Below are 17124 nucleotides of genomic sequence, written 5' to 3'. Positions count from 1 at the left end.
GAACATCCTTGTCTATGCGTGCGAATCGTGTTGCTGAACAGATGAAGAAAGAATTAGGTGGAATTATTGGCTCAAAATTGAAAGACCCTCGCATCGGCTTCGTCACTGTGACGGACGTCGAAGTGACTGGAGATCTTCAACAGGCGACCATTTTCATTTCGGTATTAGGAAATGAATCGGAAAAAGAAGCGACTCTCGCTGGCCTAACGAAGGCGAAAGGGTTTATCCGCACGGAAATCGGACAGCGGATCAGACTTAGGAAGACACCGGAAATCGAATTTGCATTTGATGATTCTGTCGAATACGGAAATCGTATTGAATCGCTGCTTCGTCAAGTGAATAGTGAAGAGGAATGAATGATGGAGGAAGTCGGCGTCCGAATGGACTTTCCGGCTTCCTCGTTTTTTTACTAAAGTGAAAGTAAGGAGGATGGACATGGATGGAATTCTTCCTTTGTGGAAAGAAAAAGGGATGACTTCACATGATTGTGTATTCAAACTGAGGAAGATTTTAGGTATGAAAAAAGTAGGACATACCGGAACGCTTGACCCGAACGTAGAAGGAGTTCTTCCGATATGCCTTGGCCAAGCGACAAAAGTTGCGGAATATGTGACAGATGCTGGCAAGGAGTATATTGCGACCGTCTCGATTGGCACCTCAACGGAAACCGAAGACGCGGAAGGCGCAACCGTCGCATCGGATCATTCTTATAAAACGATTAGCCGTGAACAACTTCTTCAAGCACTTGAGCAGCTCACTGGTGAAATTATTCAAATTCCACCGATGTATTCTGCTGTAAAGGTAAAAGGTAAAAGGCTTTATGAGTATGCTAGAAAAGGAATTGAAGTTGAAAGACCTAAACGGCTTGTACATATATATGAAATCGAGTTGCTTGATGAGCGAGAGTCGTTCGAGGGGGAAGAGATACAGTTCAAAATTCGTATCGTATGCGGAAAAGGGACTTACATCCGAACGTTATCCGTACAAATTGGTGAAAAACTGGGGTTTCCTGCCCATATGTCAACTTTAGTAAGAACCGCTTCCGGAAATTTTCGTCAAAATGATTGTTTGACACTTGGTGAAGTTGAAGAGATGAAAAGAAATCAAACTCTACAAAATTATATTCGACCGCTTGAAGAAGCACTTGCTGAATTTGAATTTGTCGAAATTGATGATGATTTGTATGGTAAAATAATAAACGGACAAGTGTTACAACGACATCCTTTATTAAAAGATAAAGAGGCGGTCGTTTTCACGAAATCGGAAAAAGCGATTGCAATTTATGGCAACCATCCGACAAAAGAAGGATTGATGAAACCTGAAAAGATGTTTCCATTCAATCAGTAGGGGAGAATCTCATGGAAATTTACCATTTGCACTATCCATCTCGCGCGACAATCGATGATAAAGGCCCTTATTCCCTTGCCATCGGTTTTTTCGACGGACTGCATAAAGGACATCAAACAGTTATCAATGAAGCGAAGAGTAAAGCGGAACAACTAGGAATACGATCCGCTGTCATGACATTCGATCCTCATCCATCATACTTGTTTGGAAAAGGAAAAGAAAAGGTCGGTTACATTACAAATTATCCGGAAAAATCGCGACTGTTGGAAGAAATGGGGATTGATGCTCTGTTTATCGTTACATTCGACAGAAATCTCGCCTCACTATTACCTGAACAATTCGTTGAGATTTTCATTAAACAGTTAGGAGTTAAGCATGTGACTGCCGGATTCGACTTCACATTCGGCTCAAAAGGAGCGGGCACAATGGCGCAAATGGCTGCTCTATCCAACGGAGAATACGGAACGACAGTCATTGAAAAAGTGACGGATTCTAATGAAAAAATCTCGTCGACCCGAATTCGCAACCTTCTATCCGAAGGAGAAGTCGAGAAGACCGCCTTCTTGCTCGGTAGACCGTTTAGAACGATTGGTACCGTTATTGATGGAGAGAAGAGAGGGAGGCTGCTCGGGTTTCCTACGGCAAACATATCTATCGACGAAGAGACAATCCTTCCTGCAAACGGTGTGTACGCCGTCCTGTTCTCCGTGGACGGTAAATCGTATAAGGGAGTCTGCAACGTCGGAGTAAAGCCGACTTTCCACGATCCTGGTAAGATGAAACCAAGCGTGGAAGTACACGTGCTTGACTTCAATTCCGACTTGTATGGTAAAGAGGTAACTGTCGATTGGATCGCTCGAATCCGGGCTGAACAGAAGTTTAATTCAGTTGACGAACTGATTGAACAGATAAAGAAGGACAAGGAAACTGCGCGACAGTTGCTAGCAGATTGTTGATACCGGTCGATTAGAATTCAATTGACTTCTTTGTTGCATCCACAATCCACTCATGTTATGATAAATCAGTGCAATCGCACAAACCTTTCCTTGGCAGATCGAATCACCAACGATTGCTCGGGATTTGGGGATATTCAATTACTAGGAGGTGAAAAGGATGGCTATTACACAAGAGCGTAAACATGAATTGATCAACGAATACAAAGTTCATGAAAACGATACTGGATCTGCTGAAGTACAGATCGCTATCCTTACTGAAGAGATCAACAACTTGAACAACCATTTACAGTCTCATAAAAAAGACCACCACTCACGTCGTGGACTTATGAAAATGGTCGGTCGTCGTCGTAAGTTATTGAAATACCTACGCGAAACTGAAGTTCAACGTTACCGTGATCTTATTGCCAAACTCGGCCTTCGCCGTTAATAAGATGTATACGAAAAAGCGGGCCTTGCCCGCTTTTTTTTGTTGAACGATTAATTTTACGATATATTTCGCATAAGTCCTTCTTTTTGATATACTACTACGTAATACATACTTCGCATGATGTTCATGTTTGAAATTAGAGAGGGGTACCATAATGACAGAACAGAAAAAGGTTTATACATTTGATTGGGCTGGGAGACCGTTAACAATTGAAACGGGCCAGCTTGCGAAACAAGCGAACGGTGCTGTACTCGTACGGTACGGAGATACAACCGTACTATCTACTGCTACTGCATCCAAAAATCCAAAAGCGCTTGATTTCTTCCCATTGACCGTCAATTATGAAGAAAGATTATATGCGGTAGGGAAAATTCCAGGTGGATTTATTAAACGTGAAGGACGCCCGTCAGAGAAAGCTGTACTAACGAGCCGTCTCATTGACCGTCCGATTCGTCCGTTGTTTGCAGATGGATTCCGTAATGACGTGCAAGTCATTTCACTCGTTATGTCAGTCGATCAAAATTGCTCTTCCGAAATGGCAGCAATGCTCGGCTCTTCACTTGCATTGTCCGTTTCTGACATTCCGTTTGAAGGTCCAATCGCAGGTGTCCAAATTGGACGCATCGATGGTAAATTCATTGTGAATCCGACGCCTGAGCAATTGGAAGAGAGTGAACTCGATCTCGTTGTTGCTGGAACAAAGGATGCCATTAATATGGTTGAAGCCGGAGCGAAGGAAGTTGCAGAGGATATTATTCTTGAAGCAATTATGTTCGGTCATGAGCAGATTATCCAGTTAATCGAATTCCAAGAGAAAATCATTGCTGAAGTCGGCAAAGAGAAAATGGCAATTACATTATTCGAGCTAGACGAAGCATTGCTAGCTGAAGTGAAGGACAAATGTGAATCAGATTTAATTAAAGCGATCCAGACGGAAGAGAAGCACGCACGCGAAGATGCGATCAACGCCGTCAAAGAAGAAGTAATGGAACACTACACAGCTGAAGAAGCTGATGAAGAAACAATGAAGCAAGTGAAAAGTATTTTGGACCATCTCGTGAAAGAGGAAGTCCGCAGACTCATTACTGATGAAAAAGTTCGTCCTGATGGGCGTGGATTGGATGAAATTCGTCCACTATCGTCAGAAGTCGGCATTTTACAACGTACACATGGTTCTGGCTTGTTCACTCGTGGACAAACTCAAGCGCTCAGCGTTTGTACACTTGGTGCTCTTGGTGAAGTGCAAATCATCGATGGCTTAGGACTTGAAGAGTCAAAACGATTCATGCATCACTATAACTTCCCGAACTTCAGCGTTGGGGAAACGGGTCCTATTCGTGGACCAGGTCGTCGTGAAATCGGTCACGGTGCCCTTGGTGAGCGTGCGCTCGAAGCAATTATTCCAGATGAAAAAGAGTTTCCATACACAATCCGTCTTGTAGCGGAAGTACTGGAATCGAATGGCTCATCTTCTCAAGCATCAATTTGTGCTTCAACGATGGCGATGATGGATGCGGGTATCCCGATTAAAGCGCCAGTTGCTGGAATTGCAATGGGGCTTGTGAAAAAAGGAGAAAACTATTCAGTTCTTTCTGACATCCAAGGGATGGAAGACCATCTTGGCGATATGGACTTTAAAGTGGCAGGAACTGATAAAGGAATTACGGCCCTTCAAATGGACATTAAAATTGAAGGACTATCACGTCAAATTTTAGAAGAGTCTTTAGCACAAGCAAAAATTGGACGTTTGCATATCCTTGACCATATGATGGAAACTATTTCCATGCCGCGTGAAGAACTTTCACAATATGCACCGAAAATCATCATGATTCGAATCAATCCTGACAAGATCCGTGATGTTATCGGACCTGGCGGGAAAGTAATTAATAAAATTATCGAAGAAACTAACGTTAAGATTGATACGGAACAAGACGGTACAATCTATATTTCATCTCCTAATTCAGAAATGAACGAAAAAGCGAAAACGATGATTGAAAATATTGTCCGTGAAGCAAAAGTTGGGGAATATTATTTAGGTAAAGTAAAACGAATTGAGAAATTTGGTGCATTCCTCGAGATTTTCCAAGGTAAAGATGGACTTCTTCATATTTCAGAAATACAGGAAGAACGTACAAAAGCCGTTGAGGATGTATTGAAATTGGGCGATGAACTTCTTGTCAAAGTTATTGAAATTGACAATCAAGGCCGTGTGAACCTTTCCCGCAAAGTCGTATTGAAAGAAGAGAAAGAAGCGGCGGAAAAAGGGAAAAACGAATAACGTATTTGCATACGATAATAGAAAGCCCCTCTTTACGATGGTGTGAAGATGGTGGCTTTTTGTTTTTTTACAATGTGGAGGGAAAAGGGAATGATACAAAAACACAGATGCCGAAGTGGCGTTACAATCGTTCATGAAAAGATGCCATATGTCCGTTCATTAGCAATCGGCTTATTCGTCAAAGCGGGCTCCATCAATGAGACAGAAAAGGAATGGGGTCTCTCCCACTTCATTGAACATATGCTTTTCAAAGGGACGCAAACGCGCAGTGCAAAAATGATCGCGGAACAGTTTGACCGGATGGGCGGGGATATAAATGCGTACACTTCCAAAGAAATGACGTGCTATTATGTGACTGTGCTCGATCATCATGCTGAAGAAGCGTTAACAATATTGGCGGACATGTTTTTCAATTCTTCTTTTAATGGAGTAGACATCCAAAAAGAGAAATCCGTCATATTGGATGAAATCGCGTCAGTGGAAGACACGCCTGATGACGATGTCGACGAACGTCTTTGGTCTGTCATGTATCCGGCGCATACGATTGGAAGGTCAATCGGAGGTAATAAAGAAACAATTCATTCATTCGACAAGGAAATGATTGAGCAGTACATATCGAGGCATTACACAGCGGATAATATCGTTATTTCTATTGCAGGAAATTTTGATGATGACCTAGTTGTATTTACCGAAAACTTGTTTGACTCTTTCGGTGGAAAGGGATTATCCAATCCAAATGAACAATCTCGTCCATTATTCCATAACGGCAGGACATCGAAAGCTAAAAATATTGAACAGACGCATATATGTATTGGCTATCCTGGTCTGACATTAACTGATGACCGGTTGCATGATTTAATCCTACTGGATAGTATCGTCGGCGGCACGATGTCTTCTCGGATGTTCCAAAAGATTCGGGAGGAGAAAGGGCTAGCGTATTCAGTTTTCTCATACTACTCATCTTATTTGTCTACAGGCTCGTTCGTCATTTACGGTGGGTCCGCACCTGAACATTTGGAGGAAATGGTATCTACGATGGATCAGATAATAAGTGAAATCGTGGCGAACGGAGTTACGGAGAAAGAATTACAAAATGCAAAAGAGCAATTGAAAGGAAGCTTCTTACTCGGTCTAGAAAGTTCCGAATCTAGAATGCACCGGAACGGAAAAAATGAACTAATCCTTTCGGAACATAAAACGATTGATGAAGTTGTTGAACTAATTGACAATGTACAACTGGACGATGTCAATGCGATTGCACGTGAGACGTTTGCTATGCAACGTGCGATCTCAATTATAGCCCCGAAAAAAACATTGAAAAGGATTCGGTTTTAGAAACTTGCAGCTTTGCCTCCGATGAATCATATGATAAGTCAGGACATTTAAAAGGGGGCAAAAAACTATGCTGCTATCCGAAATGGCACAAAAAGAGCTAATCCAAGTGGATGAGGGAATCCGCTATGGATTTCTTGCGGACACGGATTTGATTTTCAATCGAAAAACAGGAGCGATCATCGGCTTCGAAGTGAAAAAGAAATTTGGGCGATTTCCATTCCGTAATAGGGAACAAGAGACGACAGAATTTATCCCATGGAGTGAAATTGTTTTAATTGGAGAGCATCGCATCTTGTTTGGAAAAACTCATAGTTTGGGGGAGTTTGATATTGACGATAATTGACGGAAAATGGTTGTTTATCGGGACTGACCGCAGGTTATTAGAATGTAGTCGCATTATGGGTGAGCTCGGCTACGATGTCGTCCATTACGATGGAAATAACTATTGTGAGCAGTTATCCGAAGTTGTTGACGCAGTTTCCCCAACTCATATCGTTTTTCCTATCTTGCAAATGGAAGGCACCATTCCGGTAGATAAGCTTAATGAAACAACGATTCTTTATCCGGGTGTCGCTTCAAAGGAATGGCTATCACCTTTCATCGATGCCGGCTTATCAATCCGGCCTTATTTAAAGGAAGTGGAGTTCGTTTGGGAAAATGCAGTTTTGACAGCGGAAGGTTTTCTTATTGAATACTACGATTCCGCAAAGCGGCGTATCTCAGGCGAACACTTCTATATTGCTGGGTTTGGCAAAGTTGGTAAAATGACCGCTGCAGCACTTTCTTCACTTGGTGCCTCGATTACCATTGTGGCACGGTCCCCAGAGCAGCTTGGGGAAGCGGCTGCCATTGGTTATGAAACGATGCAATTACCGACCAATCCGGTTGAGTTGCAAGGGATTCTTGTAAATACAATTCCAGCGAAATGGCTAGAAGTCGGAACGGACTCTACATTACGAATTTATGATTTGGCATCCGCGCCAGGTTGCCTAAGGGACAATGCCCCTGATGAATACTATACAATACACCTCGGATTGCCGGGAAAACACTTTCCGGTAGATGCTGCTAAAGCTCTGTCTGAAGCTTTGCTGAGGTTGAATAGTAGATGAAAGGGGAAAAAGATGCTACAAGGGAAAAGAATTGGCCTTGGTATTACGGCATCCCATTGTACGTATGACCAAATTTTGCCTGTCATTAGTGAATTGCAGGAAAATGGGGCCACCGTTGTACCAGTCATTACACATTCCGTTCTGACGGCTGCGACACGGTTCGGAACTGGCGAGGAATGGATTGCAAGAATTGAAGAAGCGACAGGTGAAAAAGTCATCTCGACGATAGTCGGGGCCGAGCCGTTCGGTCCAAGTACACCGGTCGATTGCATGATCATTGCGCCGATGACAGGAAATTCGATAAGTAAATTTGCTAATGCTGCTACCGATTCGCCTGTTTTGATGGCGGCTAAAGCCACTTTGCGAAACGGTAGTCCTGTGCTTCTAGGTATTTCAACAAATGATGCATTAGGTTTAAATGGTCCCAACGTAATGAAGCTATTGAACACGAAAAATGTTTATTTTATCCCGTTCGGTCAAGACGATCCTTTTAAGAAACCGAACTCATTAATCTCCGATTTTACATTAATGGTCCCCGCTGCTGCGGCGGCGCTCGAACACCGACAGCTCCAGCCACTTTTAATTATTCATAAACAAAACTAAAAATACAAAGCAGAATATTTCTGGATATGATATAATTTCTCAAATAAACTCTTACAGGACATAGGGTGCGGTTTTTATTTATGCATACATTCGTATTCTAATTGCATTAATAAACAAACGATCGTATATATATCCGAAAGTCCTTATAAATGAAAGGGAGATTGAGATGAAAAATAATAATCTGCATGTAGCTATCGTCGGAGCGACTGGGGCAGTGGGAACGCAAATTCTTGAAAAGTTGTTGGGAAGAAATTTCCCTATGAAATCCTTAAAATTATTAGCTTCGAAGCGGTCTGCTGGAGTTGAGATTACAGCAGGTGGCCAAACATATGTAGTTGAAGAAACGACGCCTGAATCTTTTGAAGGTGTTGACATTGCCTTTTTCAGTGCAGGAGGATCTATATCTCAAAAATTCGCTCACGAAGCGGTAAAACGTGGTGCAGTCGTTATTGACAATACAAGTGCATTTAGAATGGATGAAAACATTCCGCTCGTCGTCCCAGAGGTGAATCCACAAACATTGAAGGATCATTCAGGAATCATTGCGAATCCGAACTGTTCAACGATTCAAATGGTTGCAGCGCTACAACCGATCAAAGAGAAATTCGGCATTAATCGAATTATCGTATCAACTTATCAAGCTGTTTCAGGAGCGGGTGCTGAAGCAATTGATGAACTCGTTCAACAAAGTACGCAATTTGCAGAACGTGCGCATATACAAGCACAGCTGTTACCGAGTGCATCTGCTGAACGCCATTATCCGATTGCGTTCAACGCTATTCCACAAATTGATCTTTTTGATGAGTCGGGGTACACGTTAGAGGAACTAAAAATGATGAACGAAACGAAAAAGATATTCGGTGATCAGCAAATGGCTGTCACTGCTACATGCGTTCGTCTACCTGTCGTAACTGGCCACTCGGAATCGGTCTATATTGAAACGGACGATGAAAACGTCACTGTTGCCGATATCCGTTCCGCGATGGAAAGTGCACCAGGTGTAGTCGTCCAAGATGACCCGTCTTCACAATTGTACCCAATGCCATTGTTTGCTGAAGGGAAAGATGAGATTTTTGTCGGTCGGATCCGGAAAGATCCAAAACATCCGGCCGGTTTCCATATGTGGATCGTTTCAGACAACTTGCTGAAAGGTGCAGCGCTGAATTCGGTCCAAATTGCAGAGGAATTAATTAAATAATTTATTGAAGCTTCCAAGTCACGGCACGGTAAAACGAAGCAGTCGCTTCATCATAAAGCCATGAAAAGGAATGGTCAGATTGGAACTTGGACAAATTGGGACAGCGATGGTCACTCCTTTTTCAAAATCTGGAGACATCGATTTCGACTTAACGGAGCGGTTAATTGAGCACCTTATTGCTACGGGTACGGATTCATTGGTCGTCTGCGGTACGACTGGTGAATCACCTACGTTAAATCATCAAGAGAAATCGGAACTATTCAAATATGCGATTGAAATCGTTAGAAAAAGGATTCCTGTCATCGCAGGAACTGGAACGTTCAATACCGCCGAGTCAATCAAGCTGACAAAACAGGCGGATATGTTAGGTGCAGATGGAATTATGTTAGTGACTCCTTATTACAATAAACCTGACCAAAAAGGGATTGTCACGCATTTTACCCATATTGCGAGAGAAACGGAACTGCCGATACTACTCTATAACATCCCCGGTAGAGCCGCGGTCAATATGGAAGCCGAAACCGTCATTGAATTATCAAAAATAAAAAACATTCGAGCTGTTAAGGAAGCAAGTGGCAGCCTGGATCAAATGTCTGCGATCATTTCCGGAACGGATAACGGGTTTAAAGTATACAGCGGAGATGATGCCTTAACTTTACCGTTATTATCAATCGGTGGAGATGGCGTCATCTCAGTTGCCTCCCATCTCGTCGGTGTAGAAATGCAGCAAATGATTAGTGCTTTCAATTCTGGTGCTACGACAAAGGCAGCATTGATGCATAGGACATTGCTTCCTTTATTCCATGCAGTCTTTTCCGCTCCAAATCCCGTCCCGGCTAAGTATGCTCTTAACAAGATGGGAATCGAAACGGGAGGCGTTCGGATGCCGCTAACAGCATTCGGAAAAGACTCCGCCGCCTTCGATGCAGTATGGGATAAATTCAAAAGCAACGAGCACGTTTTTCAATAATGAACTCTAAATGAAAAGGTATAATTCCCTTGAAGTTGAGGGGGTTATACCTTTTTTGTATAGATTGAATATCTGTTGAAAGTCCAGTTGATTGGAGTGAAGGCGCTCGACTCCTGCGGGAATAGCATGAGCCTTGAGACCCCGCAGGGCGCATGCCTTTCGCGCCCGAGGAGGCTCAAGCCATGCCCGCGGAAAGCGAGCGCTGAAACGGAAATCAACGGACCGGCTTTTTTTGTTTGTGTAGTAAGGGCATTCTCACGTATAATGAAACTTAGTCGTTGTGGACGGGAATAACAACAAACAATTACTACCATATAGCAGTTGAAAATGGACAGTTGGTATTCAATAAAGAAACAATAAGCGACCTAAACAATCGCCATGAAATCATACATAGACGGTTCATAGTCCAACACCAGTCTTTTTCAAACAAAGTATAGGAGGAAACATTGTGGCAAAAACAAAAAATGAAGTAATAAAAGTAATTCCGTTAGGAGGGGTCGGAGAAATAGGGAAAGCGATGTACGTCATTGAAATCGATGACGAGCTTTTCATCGTCGATGCGGGACTCATGTTCCCTGAAGGCGAAATGCTCGGAATAGATATCGTCATTCCGGACTTGACATATATTGAAGAAAATAAAGATCGGGTAAAAGGAATTTTCCTAACACATGGACACGAAGATGCAATCGGTTCGATCGCCTACCTTCTTCAAAAAGTACAAGCTCCAGTTTACGGTTCTAAACTGACACTTGCCTTAGCAAAAGAACATCTAAAAGAGATGCCGCCACCAGCAGGCGTCAAATTCTTTGAAGTGACAAATAAAAGTCGGATGAATTTCAAACAGACGTATGTGACTTTCTTCCATACAACACATAGCATTCCCGATTCCCTCGGCATCGTCTTCCATACGAGTGAAGGTGCAATCGTCCATACCGGTGAATTCAAATTTGACCAATCCGCAAAAGGGAAATACCGTCCGGATATCGCAAAAATGGCTGCATTAGGCGAAGAGGGTGTCTTCATCCTAATGTCAGATTCCAATGAAGCTGAACGGCCGGGCTATACAACTTCCGAGTCTGTTATCGAAAACCATTTGTCAAACACATTCCATAGCGCGGAAGGGCGTATTCTCGTTGCACTATATGCCTCCAATTTCATCCGGATTCAACAAGTTTTCGATAAAGCGCTTGAAACAGGCAAAAAGGTAGCGGTCGTCGGAAAGAGCTTAGAAAGCTATTTTGAAGTCGGTAAGCGACTAGGCTATTTGCAAATTGACGAAGAAACAGTCATTTCCGTAAAAGATATCGGGAAGTATTCCGATGATCAGATTGTAATTATCGTTACAGGCAACCAAGGTGAGCCGCTAGACGCACTTGAAAAAATCGTCCGTAGATTCCATAAGGATATTAAAATTAAAAAGACCGATACAGTACTTATTACGTTTACGCCATCACCTACGATGGAAGTTTCAATGTATCAGATGGCGAACGAGTTATCGAAAGCCGGGGCAAACGTTCTTACTGCTTCAAAGAATGTCCACGTTTCCGGACACGGAAGTCAGGAAGACTTGAAGCTAATGTTAAACTTGATGCAACCGAAGTATTTCATTCCTATTCAAGGCGAATATAAAATGCTTATTGCCCACTCCAAGCTTGCACAGCAAATTGGCTTGCAAAAATCCCAAATCTTTATTGCAGATAAAGGGGATATCGTCGAATATAAGAATAACAAGATGAGAATGAGTGGCAGAGTGCAAGCCGGGAATATTCTCATTGACGGTATCGGAGTTGGTGATGTCGGTAATATCGTATTACGGGACAGAAAGTTATTGTCGCAAGATGGCATATTCACTGTTGTCATTACGTTAAGCCGTAGACAAAAGAGAATCGCTGCAGGTCCCGAAATTGTATCTCGCGGTTTCGTCTATGTACGGGAATCCGAGGAACTGTTAGAAGAGTCGAGAAACCTCGTACGGAAAATCGTGGAAAAGTATGTGAATAAAGATACGTTCGAATGGACAAACATAAAGCAAGAGATCCGCGATACATTAAGCTCGTATTTATTCCAACAGACGAAAAGAAGACCAATGATCATCCCAATTATTATGGAATATTAAACATAAGCGGAGGCGACCGTTTAGTCCCGACAAGCGGTGGAGATCATGAAACATAAGGCGTTCTTTGCCTTATGCTTCATGATTGAAGCGACTCGAGGGACTGGTCGCCGAAGTCTAGATGAAACAAAAGCAGAAGTAAGTTGAAAAACATCAAAAGAACTTGAGAAAAGGATTTCCAGGCCGACCGGACGGCGGGAAATCCTTTTTTCGAAAGGAGAAGTGAAATGTCTAAAAAAGCGAAGAAAAATAAAAAGAAAAGGGCCGCCGCGTCAAAAAAGAAAAATACAGGCAGTCACCCACTCGTATATGAAGTGGCTGGATTGACGATGATCGGCCTCGCTATCATTATCATTTTTGAGTTCGGACTAGTGGGAAGAGGATTATCGTCTTTCGCAAGATTATTATTCGGCAATTGGCACGGGGCTGTCCCGCTGTTACTAATTGTCCAAGCACTTCTTTTCATGGTGAAACGAAAACAGATTGGATGGCAAAATCGAATTGTTGGCGGTAGTTTATTCATTTTGGCAAGCCTCCTACTATTTAGCCATATTTATTTATTCAAGGAATTGTACGAGAGCAAAGCACTCATGACTAACTCGGCGTTCAAAGAGACGTGGAAAGTTCTTGTAACAAACGAAGGGATTACATCAAGAAGTGGTTCGCTCGGGGGAGGATTAGCTGGATCGCTTCTATTTGCCCTTTTTCACTCGTTATTCGATTCCGCGGGCGCTACAGTAGCTGGTGTCCTTCTCTTATTAATTGGCGTCATCCTTCTCACTGGAAAGGCGCTCGGCCCGTATATTGCAGAAATGTACCCGAAAATACATGCTTCAATGAAAACAAAATTAGGGCGAAAACAACCGAAAGTATCCAAAGGTAGAAAAAAGCCAGCTATGTCAAGGATGGAACGGTCGAAGAAATCGTCTGCAATGGAAGATGATTCGGATACCCCAACAGTTGCCACGATTGAAGAAGAAGTTCTTTCGAAGCCGATCATTTCTGCGTTCAATGATCCAGTAGAGCCTATACCGACCGACAATGAGCAGGCTGCGGTTATAGAGAAGGAAATAGAGACCCCTTCAACAATCGATCCTAGCACTACCGATGTCCCGACATATTCGGGTGTATCCGGGGAGGAGGAAAACGTTTCATACATTTTGCCACCGCCATCGTTACTTCGGCAAACACCATCCAATGACCAATCTGCAGAATATAATTCCATACATGCAAATGCTCAGAAACTGGAACGAACTTTTTTAAGCTTTGGAGTGAAAGCAACAGTTACGCAAGTCCATTTAGGCCCAGCCGTAACAAAATATGAAGTATTGCCCGATACAGGAGTGAAAGTGAGTAGGATTGTCAGCTTGGCAGACGACATCGCTCTTGCACTCGCGGCGAGTGATATAAGAATTGAAGCGCCAATTCCTGGAAAATCAGCGGTTGGCATTGAAGTACCGAACAAAGCGGTAGCAATTGTCAGCTTACGGGAAGTAATTGAATCTAAGGAAAATAATCGTCCCGATTCGAAACTAAGTATTGTACTCGGTAGAGACGTGACTGGACAAGCGATGATGGCTGAATTAAATAAAATGCCCCATGTCCTCGTTGCAGGTTCTACGGGAAGCGGGAAAAGTGTATGTATTAATGGAATTATCATTAGTATTTTGATGCGTGCTAAACCGCATGAAGTGAAGATGATGATGATTGATCCGAAAATGGTGGAGTTAAATGTCTATAATGGCGTTCCTCATTTGTTAGCGCCTGTCGTCACCGATCCACGCAAAGCATCACAAGCATTGAAAAAGGTCGTATCTGAAATGGAAAGAAGATACGAGCTGTTTTCGCATACGGGCACTCGTAATATAGAGGGATATAACGAACATATTGAGCAGTGGAATGAGGAAAATGATGAAAAGCATCCTCGCATGCCGTATATCGTCGTCATCGTTGACGAGCTGGCCGATTTAATGATGGTCGCTTCGAGCGATGTCGAAGATTCCATTACACGTCTAGCACAAATGGCGAGAGCAGCAGGTATCCATTTAATTATTGCGACACAACGGCCAAGTGTGGATGTCATTACGGGCATTATTAAAGCGAATATCCCGTCACGAATTGCATTTGCTGTTTCTTCAGCCGTCGATTCAAGGACGATTTTAGATGGAGCTGGCGCCGAAAAGTTACTCGGACGTGGAGATATGTTATTCCTACCAGCTGGGGCATCCAAACCGGTGAGGGTCCAAGGGGCTTTCGTTTCCGATCAGGAAGTCGAGGCTGTTGTGAATTTTGTCATTGAACAGCAAAAGGCGCAATACCAGGAAGAGATGATACCGACAGAGGTGGAAGAAATCCAGCCATATGAAGAGACAGATGAGCTATATGATGAAGCTGTACAACTCGTTACAGAAATGCAGACAGCTTCCGTATCCATGTTGCAAAGACGTTTCCGAATAGGCTATTCGAGAGCGGCAAGAATTGTAGATCAAATGGAAATGAGGGGCGTCGTTGGTCCTCCTGAAGGGAGTAAGCCAAGACAAGTGCTTTTGTCAACAGTAGATTCGGATTCTCATGCATAAAAATCATGACAAAAGCACGACATTTTCAGACGAATTTCATATAATAGCATGTTTTTTTAATAAACAGTTGTTTATTTTGCAGGATGAAGATGATATAGTATGGATGATTAGTAAATGATGTAACACATAAGAGGTCTAACCTCATTGGGAGGGGGGATTCAAATAATGGTAAAAACGGATCATAGGCATTTATACGTCCAAGTGATTGAGCGGTTAAAAGAAGATATCGCCGCAGGCATTTTCAAGGAAAATGAAAGATTCCCATCCGAATTCGAGCTTGCGAGGACACTAGGAGTTAGTAGGGCAACTCTTCGGGAAGCATTCAGAGTTCTTGAAGAAGAAAAAGTCATTGTTCGTAAACACGGTGTCGGCACATTTGTGAATCCGCGGCCATTATTTACTTCCGGTATTGAACAGCTGTCAAGTGTCTCTTCTATGATTAGCGATGCAGGTATGGTTCCTGGGACTATTTTCATGGAGGTGCAAGAGAGTCTCCCGAATGAGGAAATGATTGGAAAGTTTGATTGCGAAACAAATGATAGTCTTGTAACAATTAAAAGAGTTAGAACTGCTGATGGAGAGCCTGTCGTTTATTGCATCGACCATGTACTATCCAAAAATCTTGAGGTTGGATCAGATGTTTTGTTGAATGACTCCATCTTCGATTCGCTTGAGAAATCGGGCCGAATTCGAATCGTCCAAGCAGTGGCGAATATCGAGCCAGTCGGTTATGACGATGAAGCGTCATCGATACTAAGATGCGGAGTTGACGTTCCTCTTCTTGTATTGCTTCAGCAACATTATAGCGAGGAAGGCGAAATGGTCCTTTACTCGAAAAACTATTTCAGAGCTGACAAATTCAGCTTCCATGTAGTCCGAAAAAGGGTATAAGGCATATGTAGGAAAGCGGTCGGTGATTGACATGAGGGTTGTAAATGCAAATTAAAACTATCTATCTAGTTACTACCGACTAGCTTTTCGAGTGTGCATTAAAGGCGTCTACACGCCATATATAATACCAAAATACAAAAAATAGGAGGTCCAATCAGTGAGCAAACGTAAATACGGTCTTGCATTATCATTGGTTCTCGCAGCAGGCACATTACTCGGTGCATGCGGCACAGAAAAAGAAGAAAAAACAACAACTACAGGTGAAAACGAATCAGAGTTTTCATTAGCGATGGTTACGGATGTCGGCGGTGTTGACGACAAATCGTTTAACCAATCCGCTTGGGAAGGAATTCAACAATTCGGTAAAGACAATGGCTTGAGTGAAGGAGATGGAGGGTATGCATACCTTCAATCGACTGGTGAAGCGGATTATATTCCTAACTTGAATGCGCTCACTCGCCGTGACTTCGACTTGGTTTTCGGTGTTGGATACATGATGGAAGAAGCGATTGATACAATTGCTGGACAACAGCCAGATACGAATTTCGCAATTATCGATGGAGTCGTTAATCAACCAAACGTTGCAAGCCTCCTCTTTAAAGAGCAGGAAGGTTCATTCCTTGCAGGAGTTGTAGCTGCATTGATGACAAAAACGAATAAAGTCGGTTTCGTTGGCGGTATGGAAATTGAGGTTATCGAACGTTTCCATGCAGGATTCGTAGCGGGTGTTGAAGCTGTAAACCCTGACATTAAAGTGGATGTTAAATACACAGGTGCTTTTGACAAAGCTGAACTTGGAAAAGCGGAAGCTGCTCGTATGTATTCTTCAGGTGTTGACATCATCTTCCACGCAGCTGGCGGAACAGGAAACGGTGTATTCAGTGAAGCGAAAGAACGTAAACAAGCTGACAATGATGCTTACGTCTGGGTAATCGGTGTCGATGCTGACCAGTATGCTGAAGGTCAAGTTGGCAATGACAACATCACATTGACTTCTATGCTTAAACGTGTTGACGTAGCAGTTCAAGATGTTGCAAAGCTAGCTAAGGAAGGTAGCTTCCCAGGTGGCGAAACAAGGATTTATGGACTTGAAGATGAAGGTGTTGCATTGGCAGATTCTCGCGGTGCGATTCCACAAGACGTATTAGACAAAGTGGAAGAGTTCAAACAGAAAATTGCTTCAGGAGAAATCGAAGTACCTGAGTTTGTAGAATAATATTTTTGCAACAATGGCCGGTTTAGTCCGGCCTTTGTTGTGAGAAAAGCCTTAGTAAAATGATAGACTAAAAGGTTTTTATGTATAAGAACCTTTTATTGT

15 protein-coding genes are annotated in these 17124 nt (G+C 42.8%); all 15 read left to right on the top strand.

Annotation, left to right across the window (positions count from 1 at the left end; all coding sequences use genetic code 11):
- The first annotated feature begins 8 nt into the window (after positions 1 to 8).
- The 15 genes from rbfA to QM454_RS14710 all read left to right on the top strand — a co-directional run bounded on the left by rbfA (position 9) and on the right by QM454_RS14710 (position 17022).
- The gene (gene rbfA / locus QM454_RS14780; protein ID WP_432359267.1) at positions 9 to 356 is read left to right on the top strand and encodes a 30S ribosome-binding factor RbfA; all 348 of its coding nucleotides are present in this window, start codon (positions 9 to 11) and stop codon (positions 354 to 356) included.
- Between the two features lie 79 nt (positions 357 to 435).
- Positions 436 to 1347, top strand: coding sequence for a tRNA pseudouridine(55) synthase TruB (gene truB, locus QM454_RS14775; protein WP_432359265.1), 912 nt, complete (start codon positions 436 to 438; stop codon positions 1345 to 1347).
- A gap of 11 nt (positions 1348 to 1358) precedes the next feature.
- On the top strand, positions 1359 to 2303 hold the full coding sequence (locus QM454_RS14770; RefSeq protein ID WP_432359264.1) for a bifunctional riboflavin kinase/FAD synthetase: 945 nt from the start codon (positions 1359 to 1361) through the stop codon (positions 2301 to 2303).
- 157 nt (positions 2304 to 2460) lie between these two features.
- A complete protein-coding gene (gene rpsO, locus QM454_RS14765; RefSeq protein ID WP_432359262.1) occupies positions 2461 to 2730 on the top strand; it encodes a 30S ribosomal protein S15 in 270 nt (89 codons plus the stop codon).
- A 154-nt stretch (positions 2731 to 2884) separates the two neighbouring features.
- A complete protein-coding gene (gene pnp / locus QM454_RS14760) occupies positions 2885 to 5008 on the top strand; it encodes a polyribonucleotide nucleotidyltransferase (RefSeq protein WP_432359260.1) in 2124 nt (707 codons plus the stop codon).
- Between the two features lie 90 nt (positions 5009 to 5098).
- Positions 5099 to 6343, top strand: coding sequence for a M16 family metallopeptidase (locus QM454_RS14755; RefSeq protein WP_432359258.1), 1245 nt, complete (start codon positions 5099 to 5101; stop codon positions 6341 to 6343).
- A 67-nt stretch (positions 6344 to 6410) separates the two neighbouring features.
- A complete protein-coding gene (locus tag QM454_RS14750) occupies positions 6411 to 6686 on the top strand; it encodes a YlmC/YmxH family sporulation protein (protein ID WP_432359257.1) in 276 nt (91 codons plus the stop codon).
- A complete protein-coding gene (locus QM454_RS14745) occupies positions 6673 to 7452 on the top strand; it encodes a hypothetical protein (protein WP_432359255.1) in 780 nt (259 codons plus the stop codon). Before QM454_RS14750 ends, QM454_RS14745 begins: the two co-directional genes overlap by 14 nt.
- A gap of 12 nt (positions 7453 to 7464) precedes the next feature.
- On the top strand, positions 7465 to 8055 hold the full coding sequence (locus QM454_RS14740) for a dipicolinate synthase subunit B (protein ID WP_432359253.1): 591 nt from the start codon (positions 7465 to 7467) through the stop codon (positions 8053 to 8055).
- 166 nt (positions 8056 to 8221) lie between these two features.
- Positions 8222 to 9253 (top strand): aspartate-semialdehyde dehydrogenase, encoded by a 1032-nt coding sequence (locus QM454_RS14735; RefSeq protein WP_432359252.1) that lies wholly within the window; start codon positions 8222 to 8224, stop codon positions 9251 to 9253.
- Positions 9254 to 9332: 79 nt separating this feature from the next.
- On the top strand, positions 9333 to 10223 hold the full coding sequence (gene dapA / locus QM454_RS14730) for a 4-hydroxy-tetrahydrodipicolinate synthase (protein WP_432359250.1): 891 nt from the start codon (positions 9333 to 9335) through the stop codon (positions 10221 to 10223).
- Between the two features lie 448 nt (positions 10224 to 10671).
- Positions 10672 to 12339 (top strand): ribonuclease J, encoded by a 1668-nt coding sequence (locus QM454_RS14725; RefSeq protein ID WP_432359248.1) that lies wholly within the window; start codon positions 10672 to 10674, stop codon positions 12337 to 12339.
- Positions 12340 to 12563: 224 nt separating this feature from the next.
- Complete coding sequence (locus tag QM454_RS14720) at positions 12564 to 14915, top strand: DNA translocase FtsK (RefSeq protein ID WP_432359246.1); 2352 nt, start codon at positions 12564 to 12566, stop codon at positions 14913 to 14915.
- Between the two features lie 162 nt (positions 14916 to 15077).
- Positions 15078 to 15806: a GntR family transcriptional regulator gene (locus QM454_RS14715; RefSeq protein ID WP_432364035.1), complete on the top strand. Its 729-nt coding sequence runs from the start codon at positions 15078 to 15080 to the stop codon at positions 15804 to 15806.
- Positions 15807 to 15963: 157 nt separating this feature from the next.
- The gene (locus tag QM454_RS14710) at positions 15964 to 17022 is read left to right on the top strand and encodes a BMP family lipoprotein (RefSeq protein WP_432359245.1); all 1059 of its coding nucleotides are present in this window, start codon (positions 15964 to 15966) and stop codon (positions 17020 to 17022) included.
- The last annotated feature ends 102 nt before the right edge of the window (positions 17023 to 17124 follow it).

Origin of the sequence: Sporosarcina sp. UB5, from assembly GCF_050859005.1 — a bacterium.
Classification (GTDB): Bacteria; Bacillota; Bacilli; order Bacillales_A; family Planococcaceae; genus Sporosarcina.
This window is presented reverse-complemented; position numbering and strand designations above follow the sequence as displayed.

Bases quoted from the DNA above. Each gene is read 5' to 3' on its own strand.
- truB (WP_432359265.1), top strand. From the start codon at position 436: ATGGATGGAATTCTTCCTTTGTGGAAAGAAAAAGGGATGACTTCACAT.
- QM454_RS14750 (WP_432359257.1), top strand. From the start codon at position 6,411: ATGCTGCTATCCGAAATGGCACAAAAAGAGCTAATCCAAGTGGATGAG.
- QM454_RS14740 (WP_432359253.1), top strand. From the start codon at position 7,465: ATGCTACAAGGGAAAAGAATTGGCCTTGGTATTACGGCATCCCATTGT.
- QM454_RS14720 (WP_432359246.1), top strand. From the start codon at position 12,564: ATGTCTAAAAAAGCGAAGAAAAATAAAAAGAAAAGGGCCGCCGCGTCA.
- QM454_RS14735 (WP_432359252.1), top strand. From the start codon at position 8,222: ATGAAAAATAATAATCTGCATGTAGCTATCGTCGGAGCGACTGGGGCA.
- rpsO (WP_432359262.1), top strand. From the start codon at position 2,461: ATGGCTATTACACAAGAGCGTAAACATGAATTGATCAACGAATACAAA.
- QM454_RS14755 (WP_432359258.1), top strand. From the start codon at position 5,099: ATGATACAAAAACACAGATGCCGAAGTGGCGTTACAATCGTTCATGAA.
- pnp (WP_432359260.1), top strand. From the start codon at position 2,885: ATGACAGAACAGAAAAAGGTTTATACATTTGATTGGGCTGGGAGACCG.
- QM454_RS14770 (WP_432359264.1), top strand. From the start codon at position 1,359: ATGGAAATTTACCATTTGCACTATCCATCTCGCGCGACAATCGATGAT.